This is a genomic window from Rhodovulum adriaticum, assembly GCF_004345735.1.
Classification (GTDB): domain Bacteria; phylum Pseudomonadota; class Alphaproteobacteria; order Rhodobacterales; family Rhodobacteraceae; genus Rhodovulum; species Rhodovulum adriaticum.
In genome coordinates this window covers 61483-77822 of sequence record NZ_SLXL01000008.1, presented here as the reverse complement: position 1 = coordinate 77822, position 16340 = coordinate 61483, and the positions used below count along the sequence as shown (strand labels likewise).

Annotated in this window: 17 protein-coding genes and 1 pseudogene; 12 read left to right on the top strand and 6 right to left on the bottom strand. The window is 69.2% G+C overall.

Translation table 11 applies throughout. The annotated features are described in order from the left end of the window. Positions 1 to 30 precede the first annotated feature (30 nt). Positions 31 to 783, bottom strand: coding sequence for a tRNA1(Val) (adenine(37)-N6)-methyltransferase (locus EV656_RS11380; RefSeq protein WP_132603942.1), 753 nt, complete (start codon positions 781 to 783; stop codon positions 31 to 33). A gap of 2 nt (positions 784 to 785) precedes the next feature. Beyond that, a complete protein-coding gene (locus EV656_RS11375) occupies positions 786 to 1007 on the bottom strand; it encodes a putative signal transducing protein (protein WP_132603939.1) in 222 nt (73 codons plus the stop codon). Positions 1008 to 1062: 55 nt separating this feature from the next. On the opposite strand from EV656_RS11375, the gene EV656_RS11370 reads away from it, so the two are divergent. The 7 genes and pseudogenes from EV656_RS11370 to EV656_RS11340 all read left to right on the top strand — a co-directional run bounded on the left by EV656_RS11370 (position 1063) and on the right by EV656_RS11340 (position 8140). Then, the gene (locus tag EV656_RS11370) at positions 1063 to 2064 is read left to right on the top strand and encodes a polyprenyl synthetase family protein (RefSeq protein ID WP_132604113.1); all 1002 of its coding nucleotides are present in this window, start codon (positions 1063 to 1065) and stop codon (positions 2062 to 2064) included. Between the two features lie 326 nt (positions 2065 to 2390). Further along, positions 2391 to 3656, top strand: coding sequence for an imelysin family protein (locus tag EV656_RS11365; protein WP_132603936.1), 1266 nt, complete (start codon positions 2391 to 2393; stop codon positions 3654 to 3656). Positions 3657 to 3717: 61 nt separating this feature from the next. After that, positions 3718 to 3942, top strand: a pseudogene (locus EV656_RS11360) ((2Fe-2S)-binding protein); the annotation flags it as partial. A 17-nt stretch (positions 3943 to 3959) separates the two neighbouring features. Further along, positions 3960 to 4448 (top strand): bacterioferritin, encoded by a 489-nt coding sequence (bfr, locus tag EV656_RS11355; RefSeq protein WP_132603930.1) that lies wholly within the window; start codon positions 3960 to 3962, stop codon positions 4446 to 4448. A 51-nt stretch (positions 4449 to 4499) separates the two neighbouring features. Continuing rightward, positions 4500 to 6053: a di-heme oxidoreductase family protein gene (locus tag EV656_RS11350; RefSeq protein WP_132603927.1), complete on the top strand. Its 1554-nt coding sequence runs from the start codon at positions 4500 to 4502 to the stop codon at positions 6051 to 6053. Beyond that, complete coding sequence (locus tag EV656_RS11345; RefSeq protein ID WP_132603924.1) at positions 6050 to 7051, top strand: imelysin family protein; 1002 nt, start codon at positions 6050 to 6052, stop codon at positions 7049 to 7051. Before EV656_RS11350 ends, EV656_RS11345 begins: the two co-directional genes overlap by 4 nt. A gap of 3 nt (positions 7052 to 7054) precedes the next feature. Beyond that, a complete protein-coding gene (locus tag EV656_RS11340; protein WP_132603921.1) occupies positions 7055 to 8140 on the top strand; it encodes a DUF1513 domain-containing protein in 1086 nt (361 codons plus the stop codon). Here EV656_RS11340 and EV656_RS11335 read toward each other — a convergent pair. Then, complete coding sequence (locus EV656_RS11335) at positions 8137 to 9090, bottom strand: L-threonylcarbamoyladenylate synthase (protein WP_132603918.1); 954 nt, start codon at positions 9088 to 9090, stop codon at positions 8137 to 8139. The two genes, EV656_RS11340 and EV656_RS11335, sit on opposite strands and share 4 nt — an antisense overlap. A gap of 130 nt (positions 9091 to 9220) precedes the next feature. On the opposite strand from EV656_RS11335, the gene EV656_RS11330 reads away from it, so the two are divergent. The 3 genes from EV656_RS11330 to EV656_RS11320 all read left to right on the top strand — a co-directional run bounded on the left by EV656_RS11330 (position 9221) and on the right by EV656_RS11320 (position 12774). Beyond that, the gene (locus tag EV656_RS11330; RefSeq protein WP_132603915.1) at positions 9221 to 10936 is read left to right on the top strand and encodes an acyl-CoA dehydrogenase; all 1716 of its coding nucleotides are present in this window, start codon (positions 9221 to 9223) and stop codon (positions 10934 to 10936) included. Continuing rightward, positions 10936 to 12018: an MBL fold metallo-hydrolase gene (locus EV656_RS11325; RefSeq protein ID WP_132604110.1), complete on the top strand. Its 1083-nt coding sequence runs from the start codon at positions 10936 to 10938 to the stop codon at positions 12016 to 12018. The genes EV656_RS11330 and EV656_RS11325 overlap by 1 nt, the downstream gene beginning before the upstream one ends. Before the next feature lie 120 nt (positions 12019 to 12138). Then, on the top strand, positions 12139 to 12774 hold the full coding sequence (locus tag EV656_RS11320; RefSeq protein ID WP_132603912.1) for a hypothetical protein: 636 nt from the start codon (positions 12139 to 12141) through the stop codon (positions 12772 to 12774). Here the strand turns inward: EV656_RS11320 and EV656_RS11315 are convergent. Further along, positions 12771 to 13100 (bottom strand): AzlD domain-containing protein, encoded by a 330-nt coding sequence (locus tag EV656_RS11315; RefSeq protein ID WP_132603909.1) that lies wholly within the window; start codon positions 13098 to 13100, stop codon positions 12771 to 12773. The two genes, EV656_RS11320 and EV656_RS11315, sit on opposite strands and share 4 nt — an antisense overlap. Beyond that, entirely contained in the window at positions 13097 to 13804 is a 708-nt protein-coding gene (locus EV656_RS11310; protein ID WP_132603906.1) for an AzlC family ABC transporter permease, read from the bottom strand. Before EV656_RS11310 ends, EV656_RS11315 begins: the two co-directional genes overlap by 4 nt. Before the next feature lie 79 nt (positions 13805 to 13883). Here EV656_RS11310 and mobA point away from each other — a divergent pair, with 79 nt between their 5' ends. Together mobA and EV656_RS11300 are read left to right on the top strand one after the other, a co-directional pair. Then, a complete protein-coding gene (gene mobA, locus EV656_RS11305) occupies positions 13884 to 14468 on the top strand; it encodes a molybdenum cofactor guanylyltransferase MobA (protein ID WP_132603903.1) in 585 nt (194 codons plus the stop codon). After that, complete coding sequence (locus tag EV656_RS11300) at positions 14465 to 15358, top strand: molybdopterin guanine dinucleotide synthesis (protein WP_132603900.1); 894 nt, start codon at positions 14465 to 14467, stop codon at positions 15356 to 15358. Before mobA ends, EV656_RS11300 begins: the two co-directional genes overlap by 4 nt. Here EV656_RS11300 and EV656_RS11295 read toward each other — a convergent pair. Continuing rightward, positions 15321 to 16340, bottom strand: coding sequence for a hypothetical protein (locus tag EV656_RS11295; protein ID WP_306666781.1), 1020 nt, complete (start codon positions 16338 to 16340; stop codon positions 15321 to 15323). The genes EV656_RS11300 and EV656_RS11295 overlap by 38 nt on opposite strands.

Here is a 16340-nt window from a genome sequence, read left to right as displayed (position 1 = left end):
ATTCGACGAATTCGCGCTTATCGCCCGCCTTCATGCTGGCCAGGGCAGCGCGGCGCCCTGCCGCAGCACCGCCGTCAGGGCGGGGGTGTAGCTGTCGCCGTCGCGTTCGTGCCGCTCGCCCGCATGCAGAACCAGCGGCGCGTGCAGGCGAAAGGCCCCGCGCCCGCCCTTGCGCGCGCGCAGCAGCACCAGCTTGGCCGTTCGGCCCGCGCGCGGGGACAGTGGAAGGATCTCCGCGCTGCCCAGGCGGCGATCCAGCGCGGTCAGCAGGTCTGGCAACCGCTCGGCCCGTTGGATCAGGGTCAGCCAGCCGCCAGGGGTCAGCCGCCGGGCGGCGGCGTCGATCCAGGCGGCCAGCGGCGTTGCCTCGCCCTGTGCGGCCTCGCGCACGGGGTCGGGCGCCGCAGACCCGCGGTCGCGTTGGAAATAGGGTGGGTTCGCGCAAACGTGATCGTAGATGCGCGCGCGCAGGGCGGGCGGCGGCGCGGACAGATCGGCGGTCAGAACCTCCAGCGCGATGCCGTTGGCCGCCGCATTCCGCCGGGCCAGCGCGGCATAGCTGTCCTGCAACTCTACCCCGGTCTGCACCAGCCCGGCCACCCGCGCGCCCAGGCACAGGCTGGCCACACCCGCCCCGCAGCCCAGTTCCAGAACGCTTTGCCCTGGCCGCGCGGGCACGGCCGCGGCCAGCAAAACCGCATCCATACCAGACCGATAGCCGCGCGCGGGCTGTTCGATCCGCAACCGCCCCCCCAGGAAGGCATCGCAACGCGTCTGGGACATGGCTAACGGCCCTCGCTGACCTCGATCCCGTTGTCGCGCAGAACGGCGCGGGCGCGGAACAGATCGCGGTCCGCCACCATGATCCGGCGCGGCAAAACGCCTATCGATCCTTCCAGCACGCTCATGTGGACATCCATGGGAAAGCAGTCTATCTCCTCCCCCTGAAGAAGCGCCGAGACAAAGGCGATGAGCGTCGGGTCGTTGGTGCGGATGAGTTCTTTCATGACCGCGACTTAAGGGCAGATGCCGCCCGATGTCGAGCAACCTGACGAGGCCGTGATGGGCTTGGACGAGGCGATCCGTAAACCGCATGAGCGCCTGAGCGCGTGTCTCGCCGCAGAGATGGCCGAGGTAGACAAGCTGATCCGCACGCGGATGACCTCGGAATACGCCCCCCGCATCGATGAGGTCGCGGCCCACCTGGTGGGCGCCGGCGGCAAGCGGCTGCGCCCGCTGCTGACCATCGCGGCGGCGCGGATGTGCGGCTATGACGGACCGTATCACGTCTATTTGGCCGCAACGGTGGAATTCATCCATACCGCCACCCTGCTGCATGACGACGTGGTGGACGAAAGCGGCCAGCGCCGGGGCCGGCCCACGGCGAACCGGCTGTGGGACAACAAGTCCAGCGTTCTGGTCGGCGATTACCTGTTCGCGCGGTCCTTCCAGTTGATGGTGGCGCCCGGCAACCTGCAGGTTCTGGACATCCTGTCGAACGCCGCCGCAGTGATCGCCGAGGGCGAGGTGCTGCAACTGACCGCCGCGCGCGACCTGTCCACGACCGAAGACATCTACCTGAAGGTGGTGCGCGGCAAGACCGCCGCCCTGTTCGCCGCCGCGACCGAGGTTGGCGGCGTGATCGCCGGCATGCCCGAGGAACAGCAGCGCGCGCTGCACACCTATGGCGACGCGCTTGGGGTCAGCTTCCAGATCGTGGACGATCTGCTGGATGTCAGCGGCGACACGGCCAAGACCGGCAAGAATATCGGCGACGATTTCCGCGAACGGAAACTGACCCTGCCGATCATCAAGACCGTGGCCAAGGCCGAGGGCGAAGAGCGTGCCTTCTGGGCCCGCACGATCGAAAAGGGCGACCAGCGCGAGGGTGATCTGGAATACGCCCTGGACCTGATGGCCCGGCACGGCGCGATCGACGACACGCGGGACGAGGCGCTGGCCTGGGCGAACCGCGCGAAAGAGGCGCTGACCCACCTGCCCGAACACGAAATCCGCGACATGCTGCACGATCTGGCCGATTACGTGGTCGCGCGGATCAGCTGATCGCGCATTCACCGCCCGTCATTGCGTCTGCGGGTACCGCTGCTGCGGCGCCCTCGCACCCGGCACCGCCGATCCGCTGATCGCCGGGCCAGTGTGCCAACCGCCTGATTCCCCTTTTGAACAGCCCCCGGCGCGCGCGTTTCGCCGCGCCCTTGCCCGGTTTTGCGCCATGGCGACACGATGCGGGCAGGGGTGGGCTGGATTGGGCTACAATTAAACCAAATAAAACAATCAGGCTTTACATCTCCTACTAATTCAGTCAGCTTTCTGCTGCGGGCGACCTTTGGGAACGGGTCAGACCGCCGATTGACCGAATGGGAGACGATATGAAACGCGCACCGATTCTTGCCGTGCTGGCAGCCCTGCCGATGGGCGCCACACCGGCCATGGCCGCCGACAGGGCCGCCGTTCTGGACACCTATGCCGATATCGCGCAGGCGGGCTATGCCGACAGCCTGATCGCCGCCAAGCGGTTGCAGGCCGCCATCGAAACGCTGGTGGAAACCCCCTCGGCCCAGGCGCTGAGCGACGCGCGCGCCGCCTGGATCGCCGCGCGCGTGCCCTATCAACAGACAGAGGTCTTCCGCTTCGGCAATGCCATCGTCGATGACTGGGAAGGCAAGGTGAACGCCTGGCCGCTGGACGAAGGGCTGATCGACTATGTCGCGCCGGGCACCGGCGGGGCGACGGATGAAAACCCGCTGGGCGGGCTGAACGTGATCGCCAATACGCAATTCACCCTGTCGGGTCAGGATATCGACGCCACCGACATCACCCCTGCCCTGCTGGCCGAAACCCTGCACGAGGCCGACGCGATCGAGGCCAATGTCGCCACCGGCTATCACGCGATCGAGTTTCTACTGTGGGGGCAGGATCTGAACGGCACCGATGCGGGTGCGGGAAACCGCCCCTGGACAGACTATGCCAACGGCGACGCCTGCACCAACGCGCCCTGCGACCGGCGCGCGGACTACCTGACCGCCGCAGCCGACCTGCTGGTGTCCGACCTGGAATGGATGGCCGCGCAATGGGCCGAGGGCGGCGCCGCGCGGACCGCCGTGATGACGGATGAAACCACCGGGCTGACCGCGATCCTGACCGGCATGGGCAGCCTGTCCTATGGCGAACAGGCCGGCGAGCGGATGAAGCTGGGCCTGATGCTGAACGACCCCGAGGAAGAGCATGACTGCTTTTCCGACAACACCCATAACAGCCACTATTATGATGGGTTGGGCATCAGAAACGTCTACCTGGGCGAATACACCCGCATCGACGGCAGCCTGGTCAGCGGCCCCTCGCTGTCCGACCTGACCGCCGAAACCGCGCCGGACCTGGACGCACGCCTGCGCGCCGATCTGGATGCCAGCATGACCGCCCTTGCCGGGATCAAGGCGGCGGCCGAGGGCGGGTTTGCCTATGACATGATGCTGGCGCGCGGCAACGACGCGGGCGAACGGCTGATCATGGGCGCGGTGGATGCGCTGGTGACCCAGACCCGGTCCATCGAACGGGTGGTTGCGGCCCTGGGCCTGGACGGTATCGCGGTCGAAGGATCGGACAGTCTGGACGACCCCGACGCCGTTTTCCAATAGCGCAAATGTTGGGCAGGGGGCGTGTCCGGCGCCGCCTGCCCCTTGAGGAAAGAGCGCCAAGATGATCGTCTGTCACTGCATGTCCATCACAGATGCCGATATCCAGCGTGCCATGGAATGGATGCGCGCCGCCGACCCCGAGACGATCATCACCCCGGGCAAGATCTTTCGCGCCCTGGGCAAATCCTCCGATTGTGGGGGATGCCTGCCGCTCTTTGTCGACACGATGCGGAAAAGCGACAGTCTCGAGGTCCCCATGCAATTGCGCGGCCTGCGCCACGCGACAACAAAGGAAAGAGACGAATGAAAGGCGATACCGGAGTCATCGAATACCTCAACAAGGCGCTGCGCAGCGAACTGACCGCAGTCAGCCAGTATTGGCTGCACTACCGCCTGCAAGAGGATTGGGGCTATGGCCACCTGGCCGATGTCTCGCGCAAGGAAAGCATCGAAGAGATGAACCACGCCGACAAGTTGATCGAGCGGATCATCTTCCTGGAGGGGCACCCCAACCTGCAAAAGCTGGACCCGCTGCGCATCGGCCAGACCCTCAAGGAAACGCTGGAATGCGACCTGGCCGCCGAGCATGAGGCGCGCACCCTGTATATCGAGGCGCGCAATCACTGCGACAAGGTTGGCGATTTCGTGTCCAAGGACCTGTTCGAGGATCTGATTGCCGACGAAGAGGGGCATATCGACTTCCTCGAAACGCAGCTGGAACTGTACGGCTCCCTTGGTGCCGAACGCTATGGCCAGCTGAACGCCAAACCGGCCAGCGAGGCCGAGGACTGACCCCAAAGGGGGCCGCGGCCGCGCGGCCCCACCAACCCACCGGAGCCCTTGATGACCCGACGCCTGTCGTGCGGCCTGGCCGCTCTTGCGCTGGCCTGGCCCACCGTCACCCAGGCCGACCCGCTGGGCGAACCGCACCTGCCGCTGATCCCCCGCACCGGGGCAGAGGCCGCCCGCATCGCCCGTGTGACCGCGCCCACCACCGATTTCACCGCGCCCGAACCCTTTGAAAGCCGGCCCGCCGGGGCCGCGACCGTGCGGGCGCGCCGCACCCCGGATGCGTTTTCGCAGGTGTCCGGCAACGTCCCGTTCGAGCGGGAGTTGATGTTCAAGGTGGGTAACGGGCTGTTCAAGAAGGTCTGGGTGTCGGCCCCGGCCTCCACCCAGGCGTCCGACGGGCTGGGGCCGCTGTATAACGCACGCTCCTGCCAGCGCTGCCACCTCAAGGATGGGCGCGGCCACCCGCCCGAGGGGGCAGAGGACAGCGCCGTGTCGATGTTCCTGCGCATTTCTGTCCCCGCCGGGCCGCAGGACGCGATGACCGAGATCGAGGAATTCCTGGCCGCCAAGGACGGCCCGGGCGCCCCGCGCACCCGGCCCGATCCGGTCTATGGCGGGCAGATCCAGGATTTCGCGATCCCCGGCCACGCCGCCGAGGCGCGGTTTTCGGTGAGCTACGAGGAATTCGAGGTGCCGCTGTCAGGGGGCGAAACCGTGTCCATGCGCCGCCCCACCTATACCGCCGCCGATCCCGGCTATGGCCCGCTGCACCCCGACGCCATGCTCAGCCCCCGCGTGGCACCGCAGATGATCGGCCTGGGCCTGCTAGAGGCGATCCCAGAGGCCGATATCCTGGCCTGGGAAGATCCCGATGATGCCGATGGCGACGGGATTTCCGGCCGGGCGCAGATCGTCTGGTCGGTGGAATACGGCCAACCCATGCTGGGCCGTTTCGGGCTGAAGGCCGGGGCGCCCACGGTCAAGGAACAATCGGCCAGCGCCTTTGCCGGCGATATCGGCATTTCCAATCCGCTGTTCCCCGCGGGCTGGGGCGAATGCAGCGCCGCACAAACCGACTGCCGCGCCGCGCCCGACGGCAATTCCGCCCGCGACGACGGGTTCGAGATCTCGGGCGAAAGCCTGGATCTGGTCACCTTCTATTCGCGCAATCTGGCCGTACCGACCCGCCGCGATCTGGACGACCCGGACGTGCTGCGCGGCAAGCAGGCGTTCTACGAGGCGCAATGCACCGCCTGCCACCGCCCGAAATTCGTCACCCACCGGCTGGACGGCCAGCCCGAGCAGAGCTTTCAACTGATCTGGCCCTATACCGACATGCTGTTGCACGACATGGGGCCGGGCCTGGCCGATAACCGCCCCGAGGGGCGCGCCAATGGCCGCGAATGGCGCACGGCGCCGCTGTGGGGGATCGGCATGACCGAAACCGTCAGCGGGCATACCTACTATCTGCATGACGGGCGCGCCCGCTCGTTGATGGAGGCCATCCTGTGGCACGGGGGCGAGGCCGAGGCCGCCAAACAGCGCGTGGTCGAAATGCCCAAGGCCGACCGCGACGCGCTGATCCGGTTCCTGGAGTCGCTATGAAACAGATCCTGCTTGCCATCGGCATCGTGATTGCCCTGCTGCTGCCGCCCCGCGCCCATGCGGATGTGGGGGCGGTGATCGACGGGCATATCCTGCCCGGCCACGCCGGTTTTGCCGCCGCGACGGGCGATCTGGCGACCGCCGCCGCGCGCGATTGCACCCCGGATGCGCTGCGCCCTACCTATCAGGCGGCTTTTGACGCCTGGATGGGGGTCAGCCACCTGCGCCTTGGCCCGGTCGAGGAAGAGGGCCGCGCACTGGCCATTGCCTTTTGGCCCGATACACGCGGGCTGGTGCCGCGCACGCTGGGCCGTTTGATTGCCGCCCAAGACCCCGTGGTGACCGATCCCGCAGGCTTTGCCGAGGTGTCGGTTGCGGGCCGAGGGCTGTTCGCGCTGGAGCGGCTGTTGTTCGACCCCGACTTCGCAGGCTACGGGCCGGGTGATTACACCTGCGCCCTGACCCGCGCCATCGCCACCGATCTGGCGCGCATGGCAGCCCGGATCGATACGGAATGGCGCGACGGGTTCGCCGACACCCTGCGCAACGCAGGCGCACCGGGCAACCCGGTCTATCACGGCGAAAAAGAGGGGGCGCAGGCGCTGTTCACCGCGCTGGTCACGGGGCTGGAATTCACCGCCGACCAGCGGCTGGACCGCCCCCTGGGCACGTTCGACCGCCCCCGCCCCAACAGGGCAGAGGCCCGCCGCGCGGGCCGCCCCCTGCGCAACATCACCCTGTCGCTGACCGCCCTGCGCGACCTTGCCATGCACCTGGCCAACGATGACGCCCCGCAGACGGCAGCGGCCTTTGACCGGGCACTGGAAACGGCGGCCGCGCTGGACGACCCGCTGCTGGCGGGCGTGGCCGACCCGCAGGGGCGGCTGCGGGTTGAAATCCTGCAACAGCATGTGCGCGCCGCCCGCGACGCGGCCCGGGCCGAAATCGGCCCGCGGCTGGGCGTCAGCGCCGGGTTCAACGCGCTGGATGGGGACTGAGCCATGACCACACGACGCGGATTTCTGGCCAGCCTTTTGGCCGCGGGCAGCCTGCCGGCGCTAAGCTGGGCCGACGCGGGCAGCCCCGCCTACCTAGCCGCGGCAGGCGAACCCGGCGGCGGCTTTGCCCTGTTCGGGCTGGGCGCGGACGGGCGCGACCTGTTCCGTATCCCGCTGCCCGCCCGCGGCCACGCCGCCGCCGCGCACCCCACCCGGCCAGAAGCCGTGGCCTTTGCCCGGCGGCCCGGCACCTATGCACTGGTGATCGACTGCGTGACCGGCGACGTGCAGACCCGGCTGAACGCGCCCGAAGGCCACCATTTCTACGGCCACGGCTGTTTCGTGCACGGCGGCGCGGTGCTGGTCACCCCCGAAAACAGATTCCAGACAGGCGAGGGCCGCCTGGGCCTGTGGGCCCGCGACGAAGGTTACGCGCGCATCGGCGACATTCCATCCGGCGGCATGGGGCCCCATGACGCGCAACGCCTGCCCGGCGGCGATGTGATGGCGATTGCCAATGGCGGCATCCGCACCCACCCCGCCCATGGCCGGGACAAGCTGAACATCGACACGATGCGCCCGAACCTGGCCTATGTGCACCCCACCCAAGGCGTGCTGGAGGTCGTGGAACTGGACCCCGATCTGCACAAGAATTCGATCCGGCACCTGTCCCTGCGCGGCGACGGCACGGTGGCCTTTGCGATGCAGTGGCAGGGCGATGTGGCCGATCCGGTGCCGCTGCTGGGCCTGCACAGGCAGGGACAAGGCGCGCCGGTGCTGGCACAGGCGCCCCTGGCCGAACAGATGGCGATGCAGGGCTATGCCGGATCGGTATCCTTTTCCGGCGACGGGTCAGAGGTGGCGATCACCTCGCCCCGCGGGGGGCGGGTGCACCGCTTTGCCCCGGACGGGGCGTTCATCGGCGCGGTGCGGCGGGGCGATGTCTGCGGACTGGCCCCTGCGCCGGGCGGCTATCTGGCCAGCGACGGCATGGGCGCGCTGGTTCGCGTCACACGCGACGCCGCCCGCCCGCTGGCCGTGGCCGAACGCGCCTGGGACAACCACCTGGTGCGGCTGGGATCGGCCTAGCCGCGCGGTGCGGCGGCCCGGCGCAGGCGATCGTTGATCGCCCGGCCCAACCCGTGATCGGGGACGGGCGCCACGGCGATCACCTGCCCCGGTGCCGCCTGCACATCCAGCGCGCGCAGGGCGTGAAACAGGTTCGCCGCGGCCTCGACCAAATCGCCGGTGGGCGACAGGTTCAGCGCCGCCCCGGCACAATCGGGGCCAAAGCCCAGCCAGATCGCGCCCTCGGGCGGGGTCGCGGCGTCCAGCACCACACGCGCGCCCGGCGCATAGTGCGATGACAACTGCCCCGGCGCATTGGGCTTGGCGGTATTGCCGCCCGTTCCCAACCGCTCACCCAAACACGCCTCGATCGCCTCGACCGGCAGGCCGCCGGGGCGCAGCAGCACGGGGGCGGGGTCGAACCCGACGATCGTGGATTCCACCCCCACCGGGCAGGCCCCGCCATCGACCACAGCGGCAATCGCATCGCCCAGCCCGTCGATCACATGGGCGGCCCGCGTCGGGCTGACCGCACCCGAGGGGTTGGCCGAGGGCGCGGCCACCGGCCCGCCGAATTCGCCCAACAGCCCGCGCGCCACCGGGTGATCGGGCACGCGCAGCGCAACCGTGTCCAGCCCGGCGGTGACCAGCGGTGAAATGCCCGCGCCGGGGCGCAGCGGCAGCACCAGCGTCAGCGCCCCCGGCCAGAACGTATCGGCCAGCCGTTCGGCGGCCACCGAAAACCGCGCGATGCGGCGGGCGCTGTCCATGTCGGGCAGGTGCACGATCAACGGGTTGAAACGCGGCCGCCCCTTGGCCTGGAAAATCGCCGCCACCGCGCGGTCGTCGGTGGCATCCGCACCCAGCCCGTAAACCGTTTCCGTCGGGAAGGCGACCAGCCCCCCGCCCCGCAGATGCGCGGCGGCGCGGGCCAGCCCGGGCGGGTCGGGCGTCAGGATCTCTGCGGGCATGCGCGGCTCCGGTGACGTTGCGTTTTGCCTTGATGGGGCGTGGCTCTCGGCTAGGCTCATTCCCAGTACGACCCCGGACACATATCGCTGCGCCGCACGGGGAACAAGCGGCGCGCGGAGGGAGGACAGCATGCCATATCGCGCGCCCGTGGACGACATCCGCTTTATCCTGACCCATGTCGTAGGGTTCGACCAACTGTCCCAAACCGACCGCTTTGCCGAGGCCACGCCGGACACCACCGCCCAGATCCTGACAGAGGCCGGCAAGCTGTGCGAAGAGGTGCTGTCGCCCCTGCAACGGTCTGGCGACACCCACCCCGCGCGGCTGGAAAATGGCGTGGTGCACACCTCGCCCGGTTTTGCCGAAGGGTATCGCGCGATTGCCGAGGGCGGCTGGACAGCGATTTCCGCCCCGCCCGATCACGGCGGCATGGGCCTGCCGCAAACCCTAGGCATGGCGGTGAACGAGATGCTCAGCGGCGCCTGCCTGTCGCTGCAACTGTGCCCGCTCTTGACCTTTGGCGCGATCGAGGCGCTGACCCACCACGCCAGCGCGGATTTGCAGGCGCTGTACCTGCCCCGGCTGATTTCCGGCGAATGGTCGGGCACGATGAACCTGACCGAACCGCAGGCCGGCAGCGATGTGGGCGCCCTGCGCACCACCGCGCAGCCGAACGGGGATGGCACCTACGCGATCAAGGGGCAAAAGATCTATATCAGCTGGGGTGACGGCGATTTCCTGGACAACGTCGTTCATCTGGTGCTGGCCCGCCTGCCCGACGCGCCGGCGGGGACCAAGGGCATCAGCCTGTTCCTGGTGCCGCGCAACATCCCCGACGAAAACGGCGCGCCCGGCGCGCGCAACGGGGTCCGCGTGGTCAGCCTGGAACACAAGATGGGCCTGCATGGCAGCCCGACCGCGGTGATGGAATATGACGGCGCCACCGGCTGGATGATCGGCGCGCCGAACAAGGGCATGGCCGCGATGTTCACCATGATGAACAATGCCCGCCTGGGGGTGGGCATGCAGGGCATCGGCGTGGCCCAGGCCGCGCTGACCCATGCGCTGGCCCATGCCCGCGACCGCGTGCAGGGCAAGACGCCGGTGCAGGGCGGCAGCGGCGCCATCATAGACCACGCCGATGTACGCCGAATGCTGGCCACCATGCGGGCAGAGGTGTTCGCCGCCCGCGCCATCGCCCTGTCCTGTGCGGTCTCCATCGACATGCAGGCCGCGACGGGGGCGGCGGACTGGGCGGCGCGCGCGGCCTTCCTGACGCCGATCGCCAAGGCCTATGGCACCGATACCGGAATAGAGGTCGCCCAGACCGCGATGCAGGTTCAGGGCGGCATGGGCTATATCGAGGAAACCGGCGCCGCCCAGTTCCTGCGCGACGTGCGGGTCACCGCGATCTACGAGGGCACCAACGGCATCCAGGCGATGGACCTGGCGGGCCGCAAGCTGATGGACGGCGGAGAGGCCGCCTGGCGCCTGCTGGCCGAGGTCGAGCAGACCGCCGAACAGGCCCGCCCCCTGCTGCCGGATCTGGCCGAGCGGGTGTGGGACGCCGCCGAATCCCTGCGCGAAACCACCGAATGGATGCTGACGCAGGACATGACCCAGCGGTTTGCCGGGGCGGTGCCCTTCTTGCGGGGCTGGGCGCGGGTGCTGGGCGGGCAGGCGCACCTGGCCGCCGCCCTGGCCGAGGGCGGCACCGGGCCGCGCACGGCCCTGGCGCGGGTGTTCGTTGATCGGCTGCTGCCCGAACATGCCGCGGCACTGGCGCAGGCGCGGGCGGGGGCGGATGCGCTTTATGCCCTGTCAGACGACGATTTCGCCGCATGATGGACGGCAGCCGCGGCCCGATCCGCTATCCCTTTGACACGGCGCCCGACCCCGATGGCGCAGTCGAGATTGCCCCCGGCGTGCTGTGGCTGCGCCTGCCCCTGCCCATGGCGCTGGACCATGTCAACGTTTACGCGCTGGACGACGGGGACGGCTGGACGCTGGTCGATACCGGCATTTCCTCGCGCCGCAGCCGGGCGATCTGGGCCACGCTGCTGGCGGGGCCCCTGGGCGGGCGGCCCGTGAACCGCGTGATCGTCACCCACCACCACCCCGATCATGTGGGCCTGGCCGGCTGGTTCCAGTCCGAACACGGGGCAGAGCTGTGGACCAGCCGCACTGCCTGGCTGTTCGCGCGAATGCTGCAACTGGACGAACAGGATCGCCCGGCGCCGGAAACCCTGGCCCATTATCGCGGGGCGGGCATGGATCCTGCGCTGTTGGAACGGCGGGCCAGTGAACGGCCCTTCAACTTTGCCGATACGGTGGCGCCGATGCCGCTGGGGTTCCGCAACCTGGCCGAGGGCGACGTGATCCGCGCGGGCGGGCGCGACTGGGACGTGCGGCTGGGCGACGGTCACGCGCCCGACCACGTCACGCTGTGGAGCAGGGACGACACCCTGGTCATCGGCGGCGATCAGTTGCTGCCCTCGATTTCGCCCAACCTGGGCGTCTACGCGACCGAACCGCTGAACGACCCCGTCGCCGCCTGGATCGACAGTTGCACCCGGCTGGCCGCCCATGCGCGCCAAGATCACCTGGTTCTGCCGGGCCACAAGCTGCCCTTTACCGGGCTGCCGACGCGCCTGCAGCAGATGATCGATAACCATCACGGCGCGCTGGACCGCCTGCGCGCCCATCTGGCCCAGCCCCGCACCGCCTGCGAATGTTTCCTGCCGCTGTTCAAGCGCGAGATCGCAGAGGGCGAATACGGCCTGGCCCTGGTCGAGGCCGTGGGCCACGTCAATCACCTGTTCCTGACCGGGCAGGCACGGCGCTGGCGGCGGGCCGATGGGGCATGGCTGTACCAGATGGCCGACAATGACCGCGAGATCCGTGACAGACCCGCCGCGATGCACTAGCTTTCGCGGGAACGGAACCGGGACGGATGCGCGCGGCGGCCGTCGGGGGGCGGCAATCCCTCGGGGCAGGTGCGTGGTGCCGGCGCCACCTGACACCGATAGCTGCCCGAGACCTTTCACATGCGCCGTTTCCTGATCGCCCTAGCCCTGCCCCTGATCCTTGCCGCCTGCACCGCCGAGCCCGTCTGGGCCCCGGACGAGGCCGTCGCCCGCGCGGTTTATCGCAGCCCCGAGCCGCCCTCGATCACGCTGTTCACGATGGTCAACAACAGGTCCAACGCGGGCGCGCATTCCGCGCTGATGGTCAATGCCAGCCAACGGGTCATCTTCGACCCGGCGGGCAGCTGGTGGCACCGCACAGCACCGGAACGCAACGACGTGCATTACGGGATCACGCCGCTGATGCTGGATTTCTTCATCGATTACCACGCGCGCGAAACCTACCACGTCGTGATGCAGACCGTAGAGGTCAGCCCCGAGACCGCCGAACGCGCCCTGCGCCTGATCGAGCAGAACGGCGCCGTGCCCAAGGCGATGTGCGGTCAGTCCATCAGTTCGGTCCTGCGCCAGGTGCCGGGTTTCGAGAGCATTCCGCGAAGCTTCGGCCCCAAGGTGATCATGCGCGGCTTTGGCCAGATCCCGGGGGTCAAGACGCGCAAGATCTATGACGACGACCCCGACGACCACAAGACGATGCTGGGGCAGGATACGCTACCGGCGCCGCGCCTTGAGGCACAGCCCGCCACTGCGGGCTAACCCAGCAGGTACAGCATCGCGTACAGCGTGACCGCCCCGGCCCCGATCGCGGCCAGAACGTTGCGCGTCAGGTATCCCAGCAGAACCGTCGCCGCCGCGGCCAGCACCCGCGGCAGGTCGAAATCGCCCCCCGTGGCCTGGGGCCAGACCACCATGGGCGCGACCAGCGCAGGCAGCACCGCAACGGGCGTATAGCGCAGGTGGCGCAGCACCCAGTCGGGCATCTTGCGGTTGCCGATCATCCCAAGGAACGAAAACCGCAGCAGAAAGGTGCCGACACCCAGGGCCGCGATGATCGCCCAGATTTCCAGCGTGCTCTGGCTCATGCGCGCCGCCCCAGCCACAGTTCAACCTGCGCGCCCACGACCATCGCACCCACCGCCGCGACCAGCAGGCCGGTATTGTAGGGCATGAAGGCCAGCGCCAGCCCCAGCACCACCGACACGCCTGCCGCCGCGACATGGGCCGCGGTGCGCAACGCGGGCGCGACCATCGCCAGAAAGGTGATCGGCACCGCGAAATCCAGCGCAAATTCGGGCGGGATTTCCTGCCCCACCAGCGCGCCGACCAGCGTCATCACATACCACATCGGGCAGATCGGGGTGATAACGCCAAAAAGATAGGCCAACCGCTCGGCCAGGGTCATGTCCGGCCGCGCCTCGAACCGGGCGTGGCCCACGGCATAGGTCTGGTCCACCAGGAAATAGGCCACCAGCGCGCGTTTCCACACCGGCGCGTCCCCGACATAGGGCGTCAGCGAGGCCGAATACATTGCCATGCGCAGGTTCACCGCCAGCGCCGTGGCCAGCACGATCAGCGTCGGCGCGTTGTCCGACATCATCTGCACGGCGGTAAATTGCGCCGCCCCCGCGATGACCAGCACCGAAAAGCCCATGACCTGCGCCAGGTTCAGGCCGGCCTCGGTGCCCACGACACCGAACAGCACCGCAAAGGGCACGATCACCAGCAGGAAGGGTGCGCCGTGACGGACGCCGGTCCAATAGGCGGATTTGACGGTAGAGGCGGGCATGCTGGGCCTTTAGGCTGGGGTTGGTCCGGGGGTACGCCCTGGACCCCGGGGATGCAAACGGGAAATCGGAGGGGCGCGCGTGACGGTTTTCGGTCTGGTTCTGGCAGGCGGCGAGGGGCGGCGCATGGGCGGCACGGACAAGGCGCTGATCCGGCTGGGCGGCCAGACGCTGGCGGCCCGCCTGGCCGGGCGGCTGGGGCCGCAGGTGGCCGCGCTGGCCATCGCTGCAAACGGCGATCCGGCGCGGCTGGCCGGGCTGGGCCTGCCCGTTCTGGCCGATCCGCCGCCCGGCGGACAGGGACCGCTGGCCGGTATCCTGGCCGGGCTGGACTGGGCGGCGGACGGCGGGGCGGATTGGCTGGCAACCGTGGCGGTCGACACCCCCTTTGCCCCGCTGGACATGGTGGACCGGCTGTGGATGGCCGATGCGCCGCTGGCCCTGGCCGAAAGCGGCAGGCGGCTGCACCCCACCGCCGGGCTGTGGCCGGTCGCGTTGCGCGATCCCCTGCGCACGGCCTTGTCCGGGGGGCTGCGCCGCCCCGCACTGTTCGCGGCAGATCACGGCGCGGTGCGGGTACGCTTTGACGGGGTGCCGGACCCGTTCTTCAACATCAACACGCCCGCCGATCTGGCCACGGCGCGGGCCATCCTGGCCGGGGCATGAGGGGGTTCGACACCATCGTCATGGCGGACTGGTCCGCGCGCTCGGCCCCCTCGCCCAGGCGGCCGGTGGCCGATGCCATCTGGATCGCCGTGGCAGCGCAGGGGCAGGAAACCGTCACCTATTACCGCACCCGCGCCAGGGCCGAGGCGCAGTTGACCGCCCTGCTGGCAGAGGGCCGCGCAACGGGGCGGCGGGTGCTGCTGGGGCTGGATTTCGCCTTTGGCTATCCGGCGGGCTTTGCCGCCGCGCTGACGGGAACGGGCCGCGCACAGGCGGTCTGGGCATGGCTGGCCGCGCATCTGCATGACGGGCCGGACAACGCCAACACCCGTTTCGCGGTGGCCGACGCGATCAACGCACGCTTTCCCGGCGTGGGGCCGTTCTGGGGGTGCCCGCCGGGGCTGTCCCTGCCCCACCTGCCCGCACGGGGGCGCCTGCGCCAGGGCCACGGCATGACCGAGCGGCGCCTGGCAGAGCAGGCCGTGCCACGCGCCCATCCCGTATGGAAGCTGTTCACCACGGGCGCGGTCGGCAGCCAGGTTCTGGTGGGCCTGCCGATGCTGCACCGGCTGGCCGAACGGTTTGGCACCGATCTGGCAATCTGGCCCTTCGATCGGCCCGACGCGCCGTTGGTGGCGGCGGAAATCTACCCCGCGCTGATCGACCCGATGCTGCCCATGGCCCCCGACGCCATCCGCGACGCCGCGCAAGTGCGCCTGATGGCCCGCGCGATGGGCCGACTACAGGCGGCGGGAATGCTGGACCGGGCATTCACCACACCCGACGACACCCGCATAACCGAGGAAGGCTGGATCCTGGGCGCAAGCTGCAGCCAGGAACTGCGCGCGCTGCTTAGCCGAACATCCCCGTCACCCGGCCCAACAGCATGAAGGCCCGCGCGGTGCGGGTGTCGGCCAGATCGGACAGATCCTGATCGGTGGCGACCGGCTCGAACTCTGTCAGGACGCGGTCGAACTGGCGCAGGAAGTGATGCGCCGCGTCGCGAAAGATGGGATCCTGCTTCATCCGCCCCGCCGTCAGCGCCAGCGAAGAGCGGTCGCGCACCCCCCCAAGCGCGGCGATGACCGGGCCACGCTCGCCCCCGGCGAAACGGCGCCAGATCTCGGGGCGGGCGCGGTCGGGGGTCAGGTCGTCCATGTAGATGCCGTCCTGGCTGAGCAGGGTCAGCACGTCCTGGGCCGCGCGCACCAGCTTGCCGGTGGTGCGATCCTCCAGCGCGCGGCGCAGCGCGCGGAACCCTTCGCGGTCCTCGGCGGTTTCGGGGAAATTCAGCGCGCGCAGGAACTCGGCGGGTTCCAGTGGCGGGTGCAGATCCTGCGGCGTGTCCAGCGCCAGCGTGGGCTGATCGGCGTCCGCGGCCGGGGTGGGCGGCGCCTGCGGTGCGGGCATGGGCGCGGGGCCCTCGGGCTGCAACCCGGCGGCGTTGGCAATGGCCTGCTCGGTGCGCCGCTGGGCCTCGGCCAGCTCTTCCAGCCGCTTTTCGACGGTGGGGCGCACAGCCATCCCAGCACCTTGCTGCTGCTGGATGTAGGTCTGGCGCATCGCGTCGATGGCCGCCTGCAGGCGGGCCGATTCCTCGCGCATGATTCGGGCGCTCTTGGCGGCAGAGGCCGCCACCCAGATCAGCGCCACCGGCATCACCAGGGCCAACAGCACCAGGATAAAGCTGAGCGGATCAAGCCCCAGTTCCAGCCGTCCGCTGCGGGCATAGGCAAAGAAAATCCCCGCCAGCGCCAGCCAAATCAGGCTGAGCGCCAGCGCGACGATATCCGTCGTGCCGATCCCGTCCGGCCCCCGCATGGAGGGCAGGCCGCCGATCTTGAGCGGGGTGTGCCGTTCGTCCTGGGGCAT